Origin of the sequence: Pseudomonas sp. G11 (assembly GCF_029457515.1) — a bacterium.
GTDB lineage: Bacteria > Pseudomonadota > Gammaproteobacteria > Pseudomonadales > Pseudomonadaceae > Aquipseudomonas > Aquipseudomonas gorinensis.
Genome location: NZ_CP120377.1, coordinates 21,646 through 39,949, shown reverse-complemented (window position 1 = coordinate 39,949; position 18,304 = coordinate 21,646). Strand labels below are relative to the sequence as shown.

Sequence of the window (18,304 nt, the reverse complement as noted above, 5' to 3'; positions counted from 1 at the left end):
GGCTCCTTGAGGCAGTTAACGTGATTGCGTCGGGCGTGAATGCAGCAAGCGGTTACCCAGCACCAGGAGCGCAAGGGTGACGGACCAGGCGACCAGTTGGACGCCCAGCGGCCGGTCGGTGTAGCCCACCAGCGCGGTCAGGGCGCGGCCGGTGAGGCTGGCGTCGGAGACCAGCCAGGACGTGTCCCAGAGTTGGTAGCCCCAGGCGGGGATCAGGTCGATACCGGCGAGGATCGCGGCCGCCCGCCCCGCCATGCCGGCGGCGAGCAAGGCGATCATCCAGCCGGTAATCGAAAACAGACGCTTGAGGCTGATGGCGACCAGGCCGCGGTACATCAGCCAGGACAGCGCGGCGCCGGCGGCGATGCCGAGCACGCCACCGGCCAGCATCGACAGTGGGTCTGCCTGGCTCGACGCGGCGATGCCATAGAGGAACAGCACGATTTCCGAGCCTTCGCGCAGCACCGCCACGGTGATTACCACGGCCAGCGCCCAGAGTGATTTTTCGCCGTTGAGTACCGCATTGCCGGCGCTGCGCAGTTGGGTGGCCAACTCGCGACCATGGCTGGCCATCCACAGGTTGTGCCAGCCCAGCATGACCACGGCGACCACCAGAATGGCTGCGTTGAAAATCTCCTGGCCAAAGCCCTGGAGTGCCTGGGTGATTGCGCCGGTAAAGAGTGCGAGGATCCCCGCGCCCAGTACGCCGGCTGCGATCCCGCCGCCGATAAACAGCCCGCGCCGCGCCAGGCCCTGGGTGGCGGCCATCACGATCCCCACCACAATCCCGGCTTCCAGCACTTCTCGAAACACGATCAACAGACAGGCCAGCATGGCTTACTCCTTGGCCTCGACGGCAGTGACCGTGCCTTTGGCCTGGTCGGGGTGGTAGTCATCGAAGAAGGTGTAAGTGCCGGGATGCAGCGGGCCGGCGAACACCGTCACGGTGTTGCCGGGGACGATGATTTTTTCGAATTTCATGTCATAGCTTTCGAACTCATCGACGCTTTCGTCGTGGCTGGTGAGTTGAATGCGAAAGCGCTCACCGGCCGGCACCTCGAAACTTGAGGGGCTGAAGGTGTGGTTTTGAATGACCAGGGTGACCAGTTGATCCGCCTGCGCAACGACGGGAAAAGCCAGCAGGAGGAGAGCCAGCCGGGCAAGAGTGGGCATGCCGAATGTCCGCTAATGAGAACGATTCGCGGATAATTAGCTTTGTATTTAAATGTTACAAGTGAAGATGGAGATAGGTCGCAGGCTGTTCAACCCTGGTTCAGGTTGCAGCAATACGCGGGGGAGGGAGCAGCAGCCGTGGGCACCCGAGAGTGCCCACGGTGAGGATTACCGGCGACGTTTTTCGATGTTGTAAACGAACGGCGCAACGATCTCGATGCTGCCGCCTTTCAACATGTCGGCTGGCGGCTTGGGCAGTGGTTGGGCACGACGGATCATGTCCAGGGTCGCACGGTCCAGGTCGGCGTTGCCGGAGCGGCCCACCAGCTCATAGGACAGCACGTTGCCATCGGCATCCACCACGAAGCGCAAGCGGTTCAGGCCTTCCTTGCCTCGGGCCTGGGCGCCCGGCGGGTACTTCTTGTACTTCTGCAAGTGCGCCAGCAGGGTGCCTTCCCAGGACGCCTTGGCGGCCACCTGTTGCGGCGATGGGCCAGGAACCGGCTGGGCCGATTTTTCCGCCGGAGCGTTGGTCTGTGGCGATTCGCTCGGTGGGTCCTCGGAAGGTTTTTCCTTGGGTGGCTCGGGCTTCTTCTCCACCGGCTTGGGCGGCTGGGGTTTGGGCTTGGGCTTGACCGGCTTGGGCACCTGGATCGTCGGCTTGGGCGCTTCGGCCAGTTTTGGCAGCGGCAACTCTTCCACCGGGGCAGGCGGTTGCGGCGGCGTCACCACTTTCGGCGGCGCTGGCGGTGGTGGCGCTGGCGCGGGTGCCAGGTCAATGACCATGGCTGCCGGTGGCAGCAGGACCGGGCGCGGTGCCGACCAGTGGAGTGCGATGGCAATCGCGATGGCGTGCACGCCCAGCACGACGGCGAGGCTGGTGCCATAACGCGTCAGTTTGTGGCGCGTCGTGATCATTTCTTGGCTGCCGTCTCAAGTCCGACCAGGCCCACCTTCAGATAGCCGGCCGCCCGCAGGGCATCCATCACGCTCATCAGGTCGCCGTAGTCCACGCCTTTATCAGCCTGGAAGAAGATCGTCGTGTCCTTTTTGCCTTGGGTCTTGGCATCGAGCACTGGCCCCAGGGTTTCGGCTTTGACTTCTTCTTCGCCCAGGAACAGGCGCTGGTCCGCCTTGACGCTGAGGAAGATCGGCTTCTCCGGCCGCGGCGCCGGCTTGGCGCTGGAGGCGGGCAGGTCGACCTTGATGTCCACGGTGGCCAGGGGTGCCGCCACCATGAAGATGATCAGCAACACCAGCATCACGTCGATGAATGGCGTGACGTTGATTTCGTGGTTCTCGACGAGTTCGTCGTCGCCTTGATTCAAATGCAGGCCCATGGCCGATTACCCCACTTTCACCATGTGCGGTTGCGAGCTGCGCTCGGTAGGCAGGTGGTCGAGGTCGCGGCTCACCAGCAGCAGGACTTCTGCCGACGCGTCCGATACCTGGGCCTTGTAGCCGGCAATCGAACGGGCGAAGACGTTGTAGATCACCACCGCAGGAATCGCGGCAACCAGGCCCAGGGCTGTAGCCAGCAGGGCCTCGGCGATGCCGGGGGCAACGACGGCAAGGTTGGTGGTCTGGGTTTTGGCGATGCCGATGAAGCTGTTCATGATGCCCCACACGGTACCGAACAGGCCGACGAACGGCGCAGTGGAACCGATGGTAGCCAGCACGCCGGTGCCGCTGCTCATGTTACGACCGCAGGCTGCGACCAAACGCTCCAGGCGGAAGGCTACGCGCTCTTTGATACCTTCTTTTTCGCGGGTGTTGGCCGACAGGCGCATTTCTTCCAGCGCGTCGTGCACCAGGGTATTGGCCAGGGTGCCCTTTTGGGTCGCGCTTTCACTGGCTTCCTTGAGGGTGGTGGCTTTTTTCAGGTGGACGATCTCGGTGCGCAGACGACGCTTGGCGCCCAGCAGCTCGAAGCCCTTGGCGATCCAGATGGTCCAGGTAATGATCGAGGCAATGGCCAGGCCGATCATCACGGCTTTCACCACCACGTCAGCATTCTGGTACATGCCCCATGGGGACAGGTCGTGGGCCATGCCCAGGGTGTTGTCTTCTTCCAGTACTGCGCCGGACTCGTCGGCAGCGGCTGGCACTGCCGGATCGGTCGCGGCAGGTGCAGCCGCAGGGGCGGCGTTCTGTTCGGCGGCAGGCGGGGTGGCCGGCGCCGTGGCATCAGCGAATGCGGCGGTCGGTGCCAGCAGTACGCTGAACAGCAACGCAGCAATCGCACGCCAGGCGCGGGATGGGCTGTGAGGCTTGGTTGGCGAAGCGGGGTTTGTATGACGTGTCATGCTGGCCGGACCTGAGAGAAAAAATGAGTGATCGTCCTTCCAGACCGAGCGAGGTCGAGGACAAATGGGCGGTTATTATTGCAAGTAATTCTTGTTAACAAAAGTAATACAGTAACTTTATTTGCCCTTTTTCTGGCCGCCGGTCTACCGAGACGGCTAATCTAGACCTTTCAGTTCGGAGTTTTGTGATGTCTGCGCCTTCTGTTGTGATTGCCGGATGTGGCGATGTGGGGAGTCGGCTGGCCAGCCAACTGCTCGCCTCGGAATGGGAGGTTCATGGCCTGCGGCGTGATATTTCGCGCCTGCCCGATGGCGTGATTGGCATTGCCGGTGACCTGTTCAACAAGGATTGCCCTGACACCTGGCCAATCGGCGGGGTGGATTACCTGGTGTATTGCGCCGCCGCGACGGATCACGACGAGGCCGGTTATCGCGCCGCTTATGTGCAGGGGCTGCAGCACGTGCTGGAGTGGCTGAAGGATTACGGCCAGGAGCCCAAGCATCTGTTGTTTGTATCCAGCAGCAGTGTGTATGGGCAGCAGAATGGCGAGTGGGTCGATGAAACCTCCGAGACCCAGGCGAAAGGCTATTCCGGGCAGGTGATGCTGGAAGCTGAGCAAGTGGCGCTGAACAGTGGTATCCCGGCGAGCGTCGTGCGGTTGACGGGGATCTATGGCCCGGGCCGTGAATGGCTGCTGACCCAGGTGCGCCAGGGTTATCGCGTGGCGATCGATCCGCCTTTATATGGCAACCGGATTCATGTCGATGACGCGGCGGGCCTGCTGGCCTTTTTGCTGCGGCATGTGGAGCAGGGCGGCTCGTTGGAGAAGATTTACATCGGTGTTGACGATGCGCCGGCGCCATTGGCGGAGGTGGTCGGTTGGTTGCGCGACTATTTGGGCGTGACCGAATGGGCCGACGACGCCAGTGTGCGCCGCGCGGGCAGCAAGCAATGCAGTAATGCGCGGGCCAAGGCGCTGGGCTGGGCGCCGGTCTATCCGACCTATCGCGAGGGGTATGCGGCGATTCTGGAAGGTCAGTGCTGACAGACGAGCCCAAGGGCGAATGCCAGTCAGTTAAGAGATAGAACGAGCAAACAGTAACCTGTGGCGAGCGGGCTTGCCCCGCGTTGGGCTGCGAAGCGGCCCCAAAAAACAGCCCCGGAGCTGCCTGGCACACTGCAGCGCTCTTATTGGGGCCGCTACGCAGCCCAACGCGGGGCAAGCCCGCTCGCCACAACAAGCCCGCTTGCCACAGTTGCGGTGTTCCTCCTTACTGGCTGGCATTACCCGAACAAGGGCTCTTTTTTCGTCACTGTTGTTCCAGCAGCCATTGGCGTGGGCCTGGAGCGAGTTGGGGAATTTCGTCCGGTTGGGCATGATTGATCGCGTTCAAAATTTCCATCCGCTTGCCGTGACGGACAAAAATCCATACGTCTGCGACATCGCCCTTGCCGAGAGAGAGCGTGTCATTGCCAGCGCCTTGAGTGGCGCAATCGCCGCCCAGGCAGAGCTCGTACCGGTCATTTTGTGCCAGCCCGGACAGGCTGCCATCAGCATGGAACACCACGCTGTTGCCGACGCCTTGGCCTTCAATGATTTTCCACTTCCCGCCCATGTAGGCTGAATTCAGTGCCTGTCTGAACGTTGTACCCCACCTTGCACCCTCGGGGGCTGGCTGGGCCGGGCGCCGGAACACTTGGCCGGCAAAAAATGCTTTGGCCTGCTGGATAAGCTGGTTGCCATCCCAGTGCAGTTCGTCGGTGCCGTGGCCGTCATAGTCGACAACCCATACGCCTGGTGCCTTTGACCGCAGTTGACCTTCGCCGGCTTCGAATGCATTGCTGAATAACGCTTTGCCGCCACGGGCGTCGATGTTCCATTCCAGATTCAGGCCATTGGCGTCCAGTACTTTGAGTAATGGACGGCCTTGGGCGGCGGTATCAATAGCGGCCTGGTTGATCCACAGTCCGCTGATGTCGGCAGGTTGCGACGTGTGCGAGCAACCGGCCAGCAGGATTGGGCTGAGGCTGAGCGCGAGTAACTTGTGCATGAGGCCATCCGCTTATGCGTGAAAACAATGGCGCAGGCTAAAGAAAAAGGAGCCGGTAGGCTCCTTTGTTGTGTATCACGGTTTCTCGAGCAACCACTGCCGTGGCCCCGGTGTAAACGAGGGCACTTCATCCGTCTGTGCGGTGTTGACGGCCTGGAAGATTTCCAGTTGTTTGCCCTTGCGCACGAAGATCCAGGGGTTGCCCTGGCCGTTGAGTTGCAGCCAGATGCTGTCATAGCCGCCGCTCATGGAGGCGCAATCGCCCGCGAGGCACAGTGAGTAGCGATCGACGCCAGGCAGGCCGGCGACCTTGCCGTCAGCCTGGAACTGTACCGTGGCGCCGTTTCCGAAGCCGTCGGTGATCTTCCAGTCGCCACCCATATAGGCCGCGTACAGCGCCCGTTCGAAGTTGGCGCCCAGTGGCGCGCCTTCCGGTGCGGGGTCTTTGGCGCGGGCGAACAGCTGTTCGGGCTCGTTGTCGTTGGCCGTTTGCAGCAGTTGTTTGTTTTTGCGCTTGAGTTCGGTGGCGGTGCTGCCGTAGAAGTCCACGCTCCAGGCGCCGGATTGCTCGCCGAGCAACTTGCCTTCGGCAACTTCAAAACCGTTGTAGTAGCGCGCTTGCGAAGCCTTGGTGTTGACCTCCCATTCGAGGTTTGGACCATAGCTTTGCAATGCTTCACGCAAAGGGCCGCCCTTGGCTGCCGCATCGATGGCGACCTGGTTGATCCAGGTGCCGCTCACATCCAGGTCGGCGGGATTGCTGGCACAGCCGCCGAGCAACAGGGCGAGCAACGAGGAGGCTACAAGCGCTTTGCGCATCATGAAATCCTTCTGAAACGAAGTCGGCGCAGCCTGGTTGAGGCTGCGCCGGGTGTTTTACTCGATGACCAGGATCGCGTCCATCTCAACCTGCGCGCCTTTTGGCAGCGCTGCGACGCCAATGGCGGCGCGAGCAGGGTAGGGCTGTTCGAAGTACTTGCCCATGATCTCGTTGACCTTGGCGAAGTGGCTCAGGTCGGTGAGGAAGATGTTCAGCTTGACGATGTCCTTGAACGAACCGCCCGCGGCTTCTGCGACGGACTTGAGGTTTTCGAAGACCTGTACGGTCTGGGCTTCGAAGCCTTCAACCAGTTCCATGGTCTTTGGGTCCAGCGGGATTTGGCCGGACATGTAGACGGTGTTGCCCGCCTTGATCGCCTGGGAGTAAGTGCCGATGGCGGCCGGGGCTTTATCGCTGGTGATAACAGTCTTGGTCATGAATGACTCCTTGTAAGAGGTGGGCTATGCACGCATGCGGGTGATGCGGATCACGCCGGTCAAGGCGCGCAGTTTTTTGATCACGCGGGCCAGGTGTACGCGGTCGTGCACGCTGACCACCAGTTGGACCACGCTGATGCGGCCATCGCGTTCGTCCATGCTGATTTTCTCGATATTGCCGTCGGCCGCATTGACGCTGCTGGCCAGCAGGGCGATCAGGCCACGCTGGTGCTCAAGCTCCACGCGAAGCTCGACGTTGAACTCGCCGGTGACATCCTTGGCCCAGGAGAGCTGGATGCATTTTTCCGGGTTGTGGCGGATTTCGCTGATGTTGCGGCAGTTGTCCAGGTGCACGACCATGCCTTTGCCCGCCGACAGGTGGCCGACAATCGGGTCGCCCGGGATCGGTGTGCAACACTTGGCATAACTGAGCACCAGGCCCTCGGTGCCGCGAATCGCCAGCGGACCCTCCGGGCTCGGCAACTGTTCGCCTTCGCCGAGCAGGCGGCGGGCTACTACGTAGGCCATGCGGTTGCCCAGGCCGATATCTTCCAGCAGGTCTTCGATGGTTTCCTGGCGGTACTCGTGGAGCATCGCTTGAACACGCTCACCCGGGATCTTGTCCAGGGCGCTGTCGAAACCATTGAGCACCTTGTTCAGCAGGCGTTCGCCCAGGCTGATGGACTCGGAGCGGCGCTGCAGTTTCAGCGCATGGCGAATATGGGTGCGCGCCTTGCCAGTGACCACGAAGTTGAGCCACGCGGGGTTTGGCCGTGCGCCCGGCGCGCTGACGATTTCCACGGTGGAGCCGCTTTGCAGCGGTTCCGACAGCGGGGCCAGGCGACGGTTGATGCGGCAGGCGATGCAGCTGTTGCCGACGTCGGTGTGCACCGCGTAGGCGAAGTCGACGGCCGTGGAGCCTTTGGGCAGCTCCATGATCCGGCCCTTGGGCGTGAACACATAGACCTCGTCCGGGAACAGGTCGATCTTCACGCTTTCAATGAATTCCAGGGAGTTGCCGGCACGTTGCTGCATTTCCAGCACGCCTTTTACCCACTGGCGCGCGCGGGCATGGGTGCCTTTTGGCTGCTCGTCGCCACTGGACTTGTACAGCCAATGGGCGGCGATGCCGTTGTTGGCCATTTCTTCCATTTCCCGGGTGCGGATCTGGATCTCGATCGGCACCCCGTGCATACCAAACAGTGTGGTATGCAGCGACTGATAGCCGTTGGCCTTGGGAATCGCGATGTAGTCCTTGAAGCGGCCCGGCAGGGGCTTGTACAAATTATGTACAGCGCCCAGCACGCGGTAGCAGGTATCGACCTTGTCCACGATGATGCGGAACGCGTACACGTCCATGATCTCGTTGAACGCCCGGCGCTTGCCGCGCATCTTCTTGTAGATGCCGTAGATGTGTTTCTGCCTGCCGCTGACCTCGCCCTCGATCTCGTCGATCGCCAGGCAATGGCTCAGGGATTCTTCGATCTTGTTGACGATTTCCTTGCGGTTGCCCCGGGCACGCTTGACCGCCTGGTAGATGCGCGCCGAACGCATCGGGTGCATGGCCTTGAAGCCGAGGTCTTCGAATTCGATGCGAATGGCGTGCATGCCCAGCCGGTTGGCGATGGGCGCGTAGATTTCCAGGGTTTCCTTGGCGATGCGCCGGCGTTTTTCGCCGGACAGCACTTCCAGCGTGCGCATGTTGTGCAGCCGGTCGGCCAGCTTGACCAGGATCACCCGGATATCCCGGGCCATGGCCATGGCCATCTTCTGGAAGTTTTCCGCCTGGGCTTCGGCTTTGGTCTCGAAGTTCATCTGGGTCAGTTTGCTGACCCCATCGACCAGTTCGGCCACGGTTTCGCCAAATTGCGCACTGAGCGCTTCCTTGGCAATACCGGTGTCTTCGATCACGTCATGCAGCATGGCGGCCATCAGGCTCTGATGGTCCATGTGCATGTCGGCAAGAATATTTGCCACCGCAAGAGGATGGGTGACATACGCCTCGCCACTCCGGCGGCGTTGGCCGTCGTGGGCTTGTTCGGCGTAGAAATACGCTCGGCGGACCAGGTTGACCTGGTCGGGGCCGAGGTAGGCCGATAAGCGATCGGCGAGGGCGTCTATGCTCGGCAAAGTGTGAACTCCTGCCGTTGGCTGTGACCCCGCGCCGTGCTACGTCGACCAGGCATAGGCTTAGACGGCCTCGTTGGACTCGTCCTCGAACGCTGCAAACAGCGGTTCGTCTTCAACGATCTCAGCGTTGGCGATGAACTCGTAGCTCATCAGGCCTTCAGCGATTTCACGCAGGGCTACAACGGTAGGCTTGTCGTTTTCCCACTGGACCAGGGGCTCTTTGCCGCCAGTGGCCAGTTGACGGGCACGCTTGGTAGAGAGCATGACCAGCTCAAAGCGGTTATCCACGTGTTCTAGGCAGTCTTCAACGGTTACGCGGGCCATGGTATTCCTCGGAGCGAATGCAAGATGCGCGCTGCCCGGCTGGGCGAGCGGACTAAACAGTTTAAAAAATCACCAGCGTTTAGGGAAGCGCTGATTTTTCGCAGGCCCTCGCAAAACCGCTACAAGTGCCAATGTAAGGCCCCTGCAGCAGTTTTGGGAAGAGCCAATCAACCGAGCAGTTCGGCCAGTAATTTGCCGAAACGCTGCTGTTGGCGTTTTTGCTGGAGCTGATTGGCGCGGAAAATCGCCTTCAAGTCGTCCAGCGCGTGAGCAAAATCGTCGTTGATGATCAGGTAGTCATAGTCGACGTAGTGGCTCATTTCGCTGACGGCTTCCCGCATGCGGCCTTCGATGATCGCGTCGCTGTCCTGGCCACGGTTGGTCAAGCGCTGGTGCAGCGCTTCCAAAGACGGCGGCAGGATGAAGATCGAGCGCGCCTTGGGCATCAGTTGGCGCACTTGCTCGGCGCCCTGCCAGTCGATTTCCAGGATCAGGTCGTGGCCTTCGTCCAGGGTTTGCTGCAGGTGGCTTTGCGAGGTGCCGTAGAGGTTGCCGAACACTTCGGCGCGCTCGAGGAAGTCGCCATGCTCGATCATCTTGACGAACTCGGTGCGCTCGACGAAGTGATAGTGCACGCCGTTCACCTCACCCGGGCGCATGGCGCGGGTGGTGTGCGAGACCGAGATGCGGATCTGATCGTTGGTGTCGGTCAGAGCCTTGACCAGGCTGCTCTTGCCTGCGCCCGAAGGGGCGGAAATGATGTAAAGGGTGCCGGTGCTATGGGTCATGGAGGTTGCCTTACTCAATATTCTGTACTTGTTCGCGCATCTGCTCGATCAACACTTTGAGGTTGACCGCAGCGGTGGTGCTGCGCGGATCGAAAGCCTTGGAGCCCAGTGTATTGGCTTCGCGGTTGAGTTCCTGCATCAGGAAGTCCAGGCGCCGACCGGCGGCACCGCCTGACTTGAGCACGCGGCGCACTTCGAGGATGTGGGTGCTGAGGCGGTCGAGTTCTTCGGCGACGTCACTTTTTTGCGCCAGCAGGACCATTTCCTGCTCCAGGCGCACCGGGTCAAGGTCGGCTTTCATGTCGGCGAAGCGATCGAGGACCTTCTGGCGCTGGGTCGCCAGCATTTGTGGCACCAGCTCGCGCAGGGTGACCACATCCTCCTCGATCGAGGTCAGGCGCTCGTTGATCAGGCGGGCCAGTTCGGCGCCTTCGCGCTCGCGGCCGGCCTTGAGCTCCTTCAAGCCCTGGGTGAACAGGGCGAGGGCTTCGGCGTTGAGGGCTTGCGGGTCGACGGCATCGGCCACCAGCACGCCGGGCCAGGCCAGCACTTCCAGGGGGTTCAGCGCCGCGGGCTGCTGGATCAGGCTGGCGATAGTCTCGGCGGCCGCGACCAGTTGCGCGGCGCGGTCGCGGTCGACCTGCAGTGGCTTGCCGGTGGTTTCCTCGGTAAAGCGCAGGGTGCATTCCAGCTTGCCGCGTGAGATGCCTTGGCGCAGGGCTTCACGTACGGCGCCTTCGAGGTCGCGGAACGATTCCGGCAGGCGCAGGTGCGGTTCCAGGTAGCGGCTGTTGACCGAGCGCAGTTCCCAGCTCAGGGTGCCTTGGGCGCCGGCTTTTTCGACGCGGGCGAAGGCGGTCATGCTGTGCACCATGGAGGTACCTCGCGTTGCAGTCCCGCGAAAGCGGGCTGATGGATAAATTGGAGCCGACTGGCTGCGAAGGCGCAGGAGTGTAGCGCAGTGGTGCGATAGGCCCCAAACGCGGGTGCTGACATCGCATCACAAGCCGAGCATTCGTAACCAGATTTTAAGAAGTGCCCCGAATCGGCTCGCGGCTCTATAATGCTCGGCAGTTTTTCGTCCTTCGTACAGGTATCCCCTATGAAACGTCCAAGTGGTCGCGTTGCCGATCAGCTCCGCTCGATCCGCATCACCCGCAACTACACCAAACACGCCGAGGGATCCGTACTGGTCGAGTTTGGCGATACCAAGGTGATCTGCACCGTCAGTGTCGAAAACGGCGTGCCACGTTTCCTCAAGGGCCAGGGCCAGGGTTGGTTGACCGCCGAATACGGCATGCTGCCGCGCGCCACCGGCGAGCGTAACCAGCGTGAGGCCAGTCGTGGCAAGCAAGGCGGTCGTACCCTGGAGATCCAGCGCCTGATCGGTCGCTCCCTGCGTGCAGCGTTGGACATGTCCAAGCTGGGCGACGTGACCCTGTACGTCGATTGCGACGTGATCCAGGCCGACGGCGGTACTCGTACTGCGTCCATCACCGGTGCCATGGTCGCTCTGGTCGACGCGCTGAAAGTGATCAAGAAGCGTGGCGGCCTGAAAGGCGGCGATCCGCTCAAGCAGATGATCGCTGCCGTATCGGTGGGCATGTACCAGGGCGAGCCTGTGCTGGACCTGGACTACCTGGAAGACTCGGCCGCCGAGACCGACCTGAACGTGGTCATGACCAGCACCGGTGGTTTTATCGAAGTGCAGGGCACCGCTGAAGGCGCGCCATTCCAGCCGGCCGACCTGAATGCGATGCTGGCCCTGGCCCAGAAGGGCATGACTGAGATTTTCGAACTGCAGAACGCCGCACTGGCTGACTGAACACGCTTCAAGGAGAAGTGCCATGAGTGACAGCCAGTTGCCGGTTCCGGCACCGTCCAAGGAAGTTCGCCAGTGGGCGATGCTGTGTCACTTCGCGGCGTTCCTGGGGTTGGTATTCCCCTTCGGCAGTCTCTTGGGGCCGCTGATCCTGTGGCAGATCAAGAAAGACATGGACCCGCTTATCGATGATCAGGGCAAGGAAGCGCTGAATTTCCAGATCACCGTGGCGATCGCCTGGCTGGTGTGCATGGTGCTGGGGTTCGTGGTGATCGGCTTTGTGCTGATGTTGATCCTGGTGGTTGCGGCGCTGGTGCTGACAATTATTGGCGGGATCAAGGCCAACAATGGCACGGCTTACCGTTACCCGTGGACCTGGCGCCTGATCAAATAATGAGCGCCCACAAAAAAACCGACAGCGATGTCGGTTTTTTTGTGCCTGGAAAAAGACCTCAAATGGTCAGTGTCCAGTCGTAGTCCACGATCAGTGGCGCGTGCTGCGAGAAGCGTGGCTGGCGCGGCAGGCGTGCGCTGCGTACGAACCGACGCAGGCCTGGGGTCAGCAACTGGTAGTCGAAGCGCCAGCCCAGGTTGAGCATCTCAGCCTGTTCATTGTCTGGCCACCAGCTGTACTGGTCGCCTTCGCGGCTGACTTCGCGCAGGGCATCCACATAGCCCATGTTGCCGACAATCTCGTCCATCCAGGCCCGTTCCGGCGCCAGGAAGCCAGGGGATTGCTGGCTGTCGCGCCAGTTCTTGATATCCAGCTTTTGTTGCGCCACGTACAACGAGCCACAATAAATGTACTCGCGACGTTTGCGTCGCTGTTTATCCAGGTAACGGGCGAAATCGTCCATTAGCTTGAACTTCTGGTTCAAGTCTTCATCGCCGTTCTGCCCTGATGGAAGCAGCAAGGTCGCGATGCTGACCTTGTCGAAATCGGCTTGCAGGTAGCGCCCGTAGCGGTCGGCTGTCTCGAAGCCGAGGCCGCTGATGACCGCCTTGGGTTGCAACCGCGAGTACAAAGCCACGCCACCTTGGGCGGGTACTTCGGCATCGCAGGCATAAAGGAAGTAGCCATCCAGTTGGAAGGCTGGGTCGTCCAGTTCAAAGGCGGAGGCGCGGGTGTCCTGCAGGCAGATGACGTCGGCATTCTGGGCTTGCAGCCAACTGAGCAAACCACGCTCGACTGCAGCCTGAATACCATTAACGTTCACACTGATGATCCGCATAAATGGCCCCAAAAATCGCGTGCGTGTATGATACACGCCGTCTACCTAATTAGCTAAATCCGTGGTATCTGAGGCTTTTTTCATGCAGGCGTATCAACGCGATTTCATTCGTTTTGCCATCGATCGCGGGGTTTTGCGCTTCGGTGAGTTCACCCTCAAGTCCGGGCGCACCAGCCCGTACTTCTTCAATGCAGGCTTGTTCAACTCGGGTTCGGCCCTGGCCCAACTGGGTCGTTTCTACGCGGCAGCCATTGTTGAAAGCGGTATTTCCTTCGATGTCTTGTTTGGTCCGGCCTACAAGGGCATTCCCCTGGCCGCCGCGACTGCCGTGGCGTTGGCTGAGCATCACGGGCGGGATCTGCCGTGGTGCTTCAACCGCAAGGAAGCCAAGGCCCATGGCGAAGGCGGCAGCCTGGTGGGTGCGCCGCTGACTGGCGATGTGCTGATTATCGACGATGTGATCACCGCCGGTACCGCCATCCGTGAAGTGATGCAGATCATCGCCTCCCAGGACGGCGCCAAGGCTGCCGGTGTGTTGATCGCACTGAACCGCCAGGAGCGTGGCAACGGTGAATTGTCGGCGATCCAGGAAGTGGAGCGCGATTTCGGCATCCCGGTGGTGAGTATCGTGTCGTTGAACCAGGTGTTGCAGTTCCTGGAAGACGATCCGCAGCTCAAGCAGCACTTGCCGGCAGTGCGCGCGTACCGCGAGCAGTTCGGCGTCCAGTAATCGCCGCACAACAAAAAGCCCCACCCCCTGTAGGAGCGAGCTTGCTCGCGAAGAACGCCAACGATGACGCGTTTATTCTGGATGAACGCGGCGCCTTTACGTTTTTCGCGAGCAAGCTCGCTCCTACAGAGGGTGGGGCTTTTTAGTGTTTAAGGACGCTTGCGGTTGCTGATCAGCGTACCTACACCGGTGTCGGTGAAGATTTCCAGCAGGATCGCATTCGGCACCCGGCCGTCCAGGATCAGCGAACTGCCCACGCCGCCCTGCACCGCTTCCAGCGCGCAACGGATCTTCGGCAGCATGCCGCCGTAGATCGTGCCGTCGGCGATCAGCGCGTCCACCTGTTGGGTGGTCAGGCCGGTCAGCACCTTGCCTTCCTTGTCCATCAGGCCAGCAATATTGGTCAGCAGCATCAGCTTTTCAGCCTTCAGTGCTTCAGCCACCTTGCCCGCCACCAGGTCGGCGTTGATGTTGTAGGACTCGCCGTTGGTGCCCACGCCAATTGGCGCGATCACCGGGATGAAGTCGCCCTTGACCAGCAGGTTCAGCAGATCGGTGTTGATGCCGATCACTTCGCCTACCTGGCCAATGTCGATGATTTCCGGCTGGGTCATCTCCGGCGTCTGACGGGTAACGGTCAGTTTTTTCGCGCGGATTAGCTCCGCGTCTTTGCCGGTCAGGCCGATGGCGCTGCCGCCGTGGCGGTTGATGAGGTTGACAATGTCCTTGTTCACTTGGCCGCCGAGGACCATTTCCACCACGTCCATGGTCTGTGCGTCAGTCACGCGCATGCCATCGATGAAGTGACTCTCGATCGACAAGCGCTTGAGCAGGTCGCCGATCTGCGGGCCGCCACCGTGGACTACCACCGGGTTGATCCCTACGGCTTTCATCAACACGATGTCGCGGGCAAAGCCGGTTTTCAGCTCGTCGCTTTCCATGGCATTGCCGCCGTACTTGATCACCAGCGTCTTGCCGACGTAGCGTCGAATGTAGGGCAACGCTTCGGACAGGACCTTGGCGGTGTTGGCAGCGGCTTCGCGTTCGAGGGTCATTCAGGGCTCCGGTACAAAAAATCAGAACGGTAATTGGAGATCAGGGGCAACACGTTTCAACTGGGCGTGGAACACGTCCTTGATGCGCTGCAACTCAGCCTCGGTATCCGCCTCGAAACGCAGCACCAGCACCGGTGTGGTGTTGGACGCGCGAACCAGGCCCCAGCCTTTGGCGTAATCGACTCGCACACCATCAATGGAGGTCAGGTTGGCGCCTTCACCCCATTGCGCATCGTGCAATGCGTCAATGATGCTGAATTTGCTCTCTTCGGTCACATGGATATTGATCTCTGGCGTAGAAATATCATTCGGGAAGGTCTCAAACAGCCCTTGCGCGGTGGATTTTTCCTTGCTGAGGATCTCCAGCAGACGGGCAGCGCTGTAAATACCGTCGTCAAAGCCGAACCAGCGTTCCTTGAAGAATACGTGGCCGCTCATTTCGCCGGCCAACAGGGCGCCGGTTTCCTTCATTTTCTTTTTGATCAACGAGTGACCGGTCTTCCACATTAGCGGACGACCGCCGTATTCCTTGATCAGCGGGGTCAGGCGGCGGGTGCATTTGACGTCGAAAATGATCTCGGCACCGGGGTTGCGCGCCACGACGTCACGGGCAAACAGCATCAGCAGGCGGTCCGGGAATACGATCTCACCGGTTTCGGTTACTACGCCCACGCGATCCCCATCGCCATCGAAGGCCAGGCCCACATCGGCGCCGGTTTCCTTGACCTTGGCAATCAGGTCCACCAGGTTTTCAGGCTTGCCTGGGTCCGGGTGGTGGTTGGGGAAGTGGCCGTCGACCTCGCAGAACAGCGGGATCACTTCGCAGTTCAGGGCTTCGAGCAGTTGCGGGGCGATCACGCCGGCCGCGCCGTTGCCGCAGTCCACCACCACTTTGAGGCGGCGCGCGAGTTTGACGTCGCGGGTGATTTCGTCGGAGTAGCGCTGAAGAATGTCGACCTTGGTGATGCTGCCGGGGCCGCTGGTCAGGTCGTTGGTCTTCAGGCGTGTGTGCAGGGCCTGGATCTGTTCGTTGGCCAGGGTGTCACCAGCGATGACGATCTTGAAACCGTTGTAGTCCGACGGGTTGTGGCTGCCGGTGAGCATCACGCCGGATTTGCCGGCCAGTACGTTGGCCGCGTAGTACAGCGCCGGGGTAGGCACCAGGCCGACGTCGCTGACGTGGCAGCCACTGTCTGCCAGGCCCTGGATCAGTTGTTCCACCAGCTCCGGGCCGGACAGGCGGCCGTCACGGCCTACCGATACGTTGGGTTCGTCCTGGGCCAGGCTTTGGGCGCCGATGGCGCGGCCAATCCAGTAGGCAGTTTCGGCGGTCAGGGTCTTGGGTACTACGCCACGGATGTCATAGGCGCGAAAGATGCTGTCGGGAAAGGTCGGGGCTACTCGGGCTGCGTTACTCATCGCGGGGGGAAACTCCATCTGAAGGGGGCAAGGCTGGCCATAATGTGGCTGACCGGCAGGCTCAAACTGAAGGGTATGACGGTGTTTTCGGCAGAGAGTTCGTGGTGCAAAAGTGCCACCTGAGCGGGAGCTCGATGGTTTATCTTTCGTAATGCATTGATTCCCCTGGGGAAATCTCGCTGATTAGATTCGCGCATTCTTCATCCTGAAAGGCCATGCGGTGGCGTCTGGCCGGACGAACGTACCCGGCCAGGTTCAGCTGGGTCAGTGACTGCCGGAGTGCCCAAAGCCACCTGCGCCACGTTGGGTTTCGTCGAATTCCTGTACCAGCTCGAAGTGCGCCTGCACCACCGGCACCAGCACCAGCTGCGCAATGCGCTCGCCGACCGCGATATTGAACGCGGTCTGGCCACGATTCCAGCACGACACCATCAACTCACCCTGGTAGTCCGAGTCGATCAGGCCGACCAGGTTGCCCAACACGATGCCATGTTTGTGACCCAGGCCGGAGCGCGGCAGGATCAGTGCGGCCAGGCCAGGGTCACCGACATAGATCGACAGGCCGGTAGGAATCAACAGGGTCTGGCCTGGCTCGAGGACAGTGTCTTCCTTGAGCATGGCGCGCAGGTCCAGGCCGGCGGAGCCCGGGGTGGCGTAGGCCGGCAGTGGGAATTCGCTGCCGATGCGAGGGTCGAGAATCTTGGCTTGCAAAGCGTGCATGGACATTAAACCTGGTTCAGCCGTTGGGCGATAAAAGAGATCAGTTGGCGGGCAATCTTGCCTTTGCTGGTCTGGGCGAAAAGGGTGGCGTGCAGCTCGCGGTCGATCACGCTGCAGGCGTTTTCCTCGCTGTTGAAGCCGATGCTTGGGTTGGCGACATCATTGGCGACGATCAGGTCGAGGTTTTTATCTTTCAATTTGCGTGCGGCGTAGTCCAGCAGGTGCTCGGTCTCGGCGGCGAAACCGACACTGAATGGGCGATCCGCACGGGTGGCGATGGTGGCCAGGATGTCCGGGTTGCGCACCATTTGCAGGAGCAGGCCGTCGCCGCTTGTAGGGTCCTTCTTGAGCTTTTGCGGGGCGACTACTTCCGGTCGGTAGTCCGCAACTGCTGCCGAGGCGATAAACAGGTCGCAGGGAATCGCCGCTTCACAGGCTGCCAGCATGTCCCGGGCGCTGACTACGTCGATTCGGGTGACTCTGTCGGGCGTTGGCAAATGCACCGGACCGGTGATCAAGGTGACGCGCGCGCCTGCCTCAACCGCGGCTTCGGCCAGGGCAAAGCCCATTTTTCCTGAGCTATGGTTGGTGATGTAGCGCACCGGGTCGATGTTTTCCTGGGTCGGGCCGGCGGTGATCAGCACGTGCTTGCCGGTCAGGGCCAGGTGCTGGAAGCACTCGGCGGCGCACAGCGCCAGGTCGGTGGCTTCGAGCATGCGGCCCATGCCCACGTCGCCGCAGGCCTGGCTGCCGGAGGCCGGGCCGAACACCTTGAGGCCACGGCTTTGCAGGAGTTGGGTATTGGCCTGGGTGGCCGGGTCGCGCCACATGGCCTGGTTCATGGCCGGGGCGATGGCGACGGTGGCGTCGGTCGCCAGTACCAGGGTGGTGAGCAGGTCATCGGCGATGCCCTGGGCCATGCGGGCGATCAGGTCGGCGGTGGCCGGGGCGATCAGTACCAGGTCGGCCCATTTGGCCAGCTCGATATGGCCCATGGCGGCTTCGGCTGCCGGGTCCAGCAGGTCCAGGTGAACCGGGTGGCCGGACAAGGCCTGCATGGTCAGTGGGGTGATGAACTCACTGCCACCGCGGGTCATGACCACGCGCACTTCGGCGCCCTGGTCAAGGAGCCTGCGAACCAGCTCTGCGCTCTTGTAGGCGGCAATGCCGCCGCCGACGCCGAGAACGATGCGTTTCCGATACAGACGCTGCATTGGTTTGCCTTTCCAGTTCAGTGAAGCCAGTTCAGTGACGCCTGCGATGCCCCCTCCCCAGGTGAAATCGCACGCAAAAAAG

20 protein-coding genes and 1 pseudogene are annotated in these 18,304 nt (G+C 61.2%); 4 read left to right on the top strand and 17 right to left on the bottom strand.

The features are described from left to right. Window positions 1-15: 15 nt before the first annotated feature. The 5 genes from P2T68_RS00210 to exbB form a co-directional block, all read right to left on the bottom strand. Window positions 16-834, bottom strand: a complete 819-nt coding sequence (locus P2T68_RS00210; protein ID WP_102624893.1) for an FTR1 family protein — start codon at window positions 832-834, stop codon at window positions 16-18. Window positions 835-837: 3 nt separating this feature from the next. Continuing rightward, a complete protein-coding gene (locus tag P2T68_RS00205; RefSeq protein ID WP_024078110.1) occupies window positions 838-1,173 on the bottom strand; it encodes a cupredoxin domain-containing protein in 336 nt (111 codons plus the stop codon). 168 nt (window positions 1,174-1,341) lie between these two features. Then, window positions 1,342-2,091 carry an energy transducer TonB gene (locus tag P2T68_RS00200; RefSeq protein WP_102624892.1) on the bottom strand — a complete coding sequence of 250 codons (750 nt, stop codon included), beginning with the start codon at window positions 2,089-2,091 and terminating at the stop codon, window positions 1,342-1,344. Further along, complete coding sequence (exbD, locus tag P2T68_RS00195) at window positions 2,088-2,513, bottom strand: TonB system transport protein ExbD (protein WP_003195519.1); 426 nt, start codon at window positions 2,511-2,513, stop codon at window positions 2,088-2,090. The genes P2T68_RS00200 and exbD overlap by 4 nt, the downstream gene beginning before the upstream one ends. Before the next feature lie 6 nt (window positions 2,514-2,519). Further along, complete coding sequence (gene exbB, locus P2T68_RS00190) at window positions 2,520-3,479, bottom strand: tonB-system energizer ExbB (RefSeq protein WP_168233060.1); 960 nt, start codon at window positions 3,477-3,479, stop codon at window positions 2,520-2,522. 188 nt (window positions 3,480-3,667) lie between these two features. Here exbB and P2T68_RS00185 point away from each other — a divergent pair, with 188 nt between their 5' ends. Continuing rightward, window positions 3,668-4,525, top strand: coding sequence for an SDR family oxidoreductase (locus tag P2T68_RS00185; protein ID WP_277378895.1), 858 nt, complete (start codon window positions 3,668-3,670; stop codon window positions 4,523-4,525). Window positions 4,526-4,790: 265 nt separating this feature from the next. Here the strand turns inward: P2T68_RS00185 and P2T68_RS00180 are convergent, their stop codons facing one another. The 7 genes from P2T68_RS00180 to P2T68_RS00150 all read right to left on the bottom strand — a co-directional run bounded on the left by P2T68_RS00180 (window position 4,791) and on the right by P2T68_RS00150 (window position 10,904). Next, window positions 4,791-5,531 carry a hypothetical protein gene (locus P2T68_RS00180; RefSeq protein ID WP_277378894.1) on the bottom strand — a complete coding sequence of 247 codons (741 nt, stop codon included), beginning with the start codon at window positions 5,529-5,531 and terminating at the stop codon, window positions 4,791-4,793. Window positions 5,532-5,606: 75 nt separating this feature from the next. Beyond that, window positions 5,607-6,350, bottom strand: a complete 744-nt coding sequence (locus P2T68_RS00175) for a hypothetical protein (RefSeq protein WP_024078105.1) — start codon at window positions 6,348-6,350, stop codon at window positions 5,607-5,609. Between the two features lie 57 nt (window positions 6,351-6,407). Then, a complete protein-coding gene (locus P2T68_RS00170; protein ID WP_003176922.1) occupies window positions 6,408-6,788 on the bottom strand; it encodes a RidA family protein in 381 nt (126 codons plus the stop codon). Between the two features lie 24 nt (window positions 6,789-6,812). Further along, window positions 6,813-8,918 carry a bifunctional GTP diphosphokinase/guanosine-3',5'-bis pyrophosphate 3'-pyrophosphohydrolase gene (spoT, locus tag P2T68_RS00165; protein WP_024078104.1) on the bottom strand — a complete coding sequence of 702 codons (2,106 nt, stop codon included), beginning with the start codon at window positions 8,916-8,918 and terminating at the stop codon, window positions 6,813-6,815. Between the two features lie 60 nt (window positions 8,919-8,978). Further along, window positions 8,979-9,242 (bottom strand): DNA-directed RNA polymerase subunit omega, encoded by a 264-nt coding sequence (gene rpoZ / locus P2T68_RS00160; RefSeq protein ID WP_003176920.1) that lies wholly within the window; start codon window positions 9,240-9,242, stop codon window positions 8,979-8,981. Between the two features lie 167 nt (window positions 9,243-9,409). Further along, on the bottom strand, window positions 9,410-10,030 hold the full coding sequence (gene gmk, locus P2T68_RS00155) for a guanylate kinase (protein WP_024078103.1): 621 nt from the start codon (window positions 10,028-10,030) through the stop codon (window positions 9,410-9,412). Between the two features lie 10 nt (window positions 10,031-10,040). Beyond that, window positions 10,041-10,904 carry a YicC/YloC family endoribonuclease gene (locus P2T68_RS00150; RefSeq protein WP_024078102.1) on the bottom strand — a complete coding sequence of 288 codons (864 nt, stop codon included), beginning with the start codon at window positions 10,902-10,904 and terminating at the stop codon, window positions 10,041-10,043. A gap of 228 nt (window positions 10,905-11,132) precedes the next feature. Between P2T68_RS00150 and rph the strand changes: the two genes are divergently transcribed. Both rph and P2T68_RS00140 read left to right on the top strand, forming a co-directional pair. Next, window positions 11,133-11,855, top strand: coding sequence for a ribonuclease PH (gene rph / locus P2T68_RS00145; protein WP_024078101.1), 723 nt, complete (start codon window positions 11,133-11,135; stop codon window positions 11,853-11,855). 22 nt (window positions 11,856-11,877) lie between these two features. Next, window positions 11,878-12,246: a DUF4870 domain-containing protein gene (locus tag P2T68_RS00140; protein WP_024078100.1), complete on the top strand. Its 369-nt coding sequence runs from the start codon at window positions 11,878-11,880 to the stop codon at window positions 12,244-12,246. Window positions 12,247-12,304: 58 nt separating this feature from the next. On the opposite strand, the gene P2T68_RS00135 is transcribed toward P2T68_RS00140, so the two are convergent. Continuing rightward, window positions 12,305-13,084 carry an exodeoxyribonuclease III gene (locus P2T68_RS00135; RefSeq protein WP_003176915.1) on the bottom strand — a complete coding sequence of 260 codons (780 nt, stop codon included), beginning with the start codon at window positions 13,082-13,084 and terminating at the stop codon, window positions 12,305-12,307. A gap of 82 nt (window positions 13,085-13,166) precedes the next feature. Here P2T68_RS00135 and pyrE point away from each other — a divergent pair, with 82 nt between their 5' ends. Continuing rightward, a complete protein-coding gene (gene pyrE / locus P2T68_RS00130) occupies window positions 13,167-13,814 on the top strand; it encodes an orotate phosphoribosyltransferase (RefSeq protein WP_024078099.1) in 648 nt (215 codons plus the stop codon). 149 nt (window positions 13,815-13,963) lie between these two features. Here the strand turns inward: pyrE and argB are convergent, their stop codons facing one another. From argB to coaBC, 4 genes and pseudogenes are all read right to left on the bottom strand, one after another. After that, window positions 13,964-14,869: an acetylglutamate kinase gene (gene argB / locus P2T68_RS00125; RefSeq protein WP_024078097.1), complete on the bottom strand. Its 906-nt coding sequence runs from the start codon at window positions 14,867-14,869 to the stop codon at window positions 13,964-13,966. Window positions 14,870-14,890: 21 nt separating this feature from the next. Further along, window positions 14,891-16,267, bottom strand: a pseudogene (locus P2T68_RS00120) (phosphomannomutase/phosphoglucomutase); the annotation flags it as partial. Window positions 16,268-16,552: 285 nt separating this feature from the next. Next, window positions 16,553-17,008, bottom strand: a complete 456-nt coding sequence (gene dut, locus P2T68_RS00115) for a dUTP diphosphatase (RefSeq protein WP_041161320.1) — start codon at window positions 17,006-17,008, stop codon at window positions 16,553-16,555. A 5-nt stretch (window positions 17,009-17,013) separates the two neighbouring features. Beyond that, window positions 17,014-18,222: a bifunctional phosphopantothenoylcysteine decarboxylase/phosphopantothenate--cysteine ligase CoaBC gene (gene coaBC / locus P2T68_RS00110; RefSeq protein WP_277378893.1), complete on the bottom strand. Its 1,209-nt coding sequence runs from the start codon at window positions 18,220-18,222 to the stop codon at window positions 17,014-17,016. Window positions 18,223-18,304: the final 82 nt, after the last annotated feature.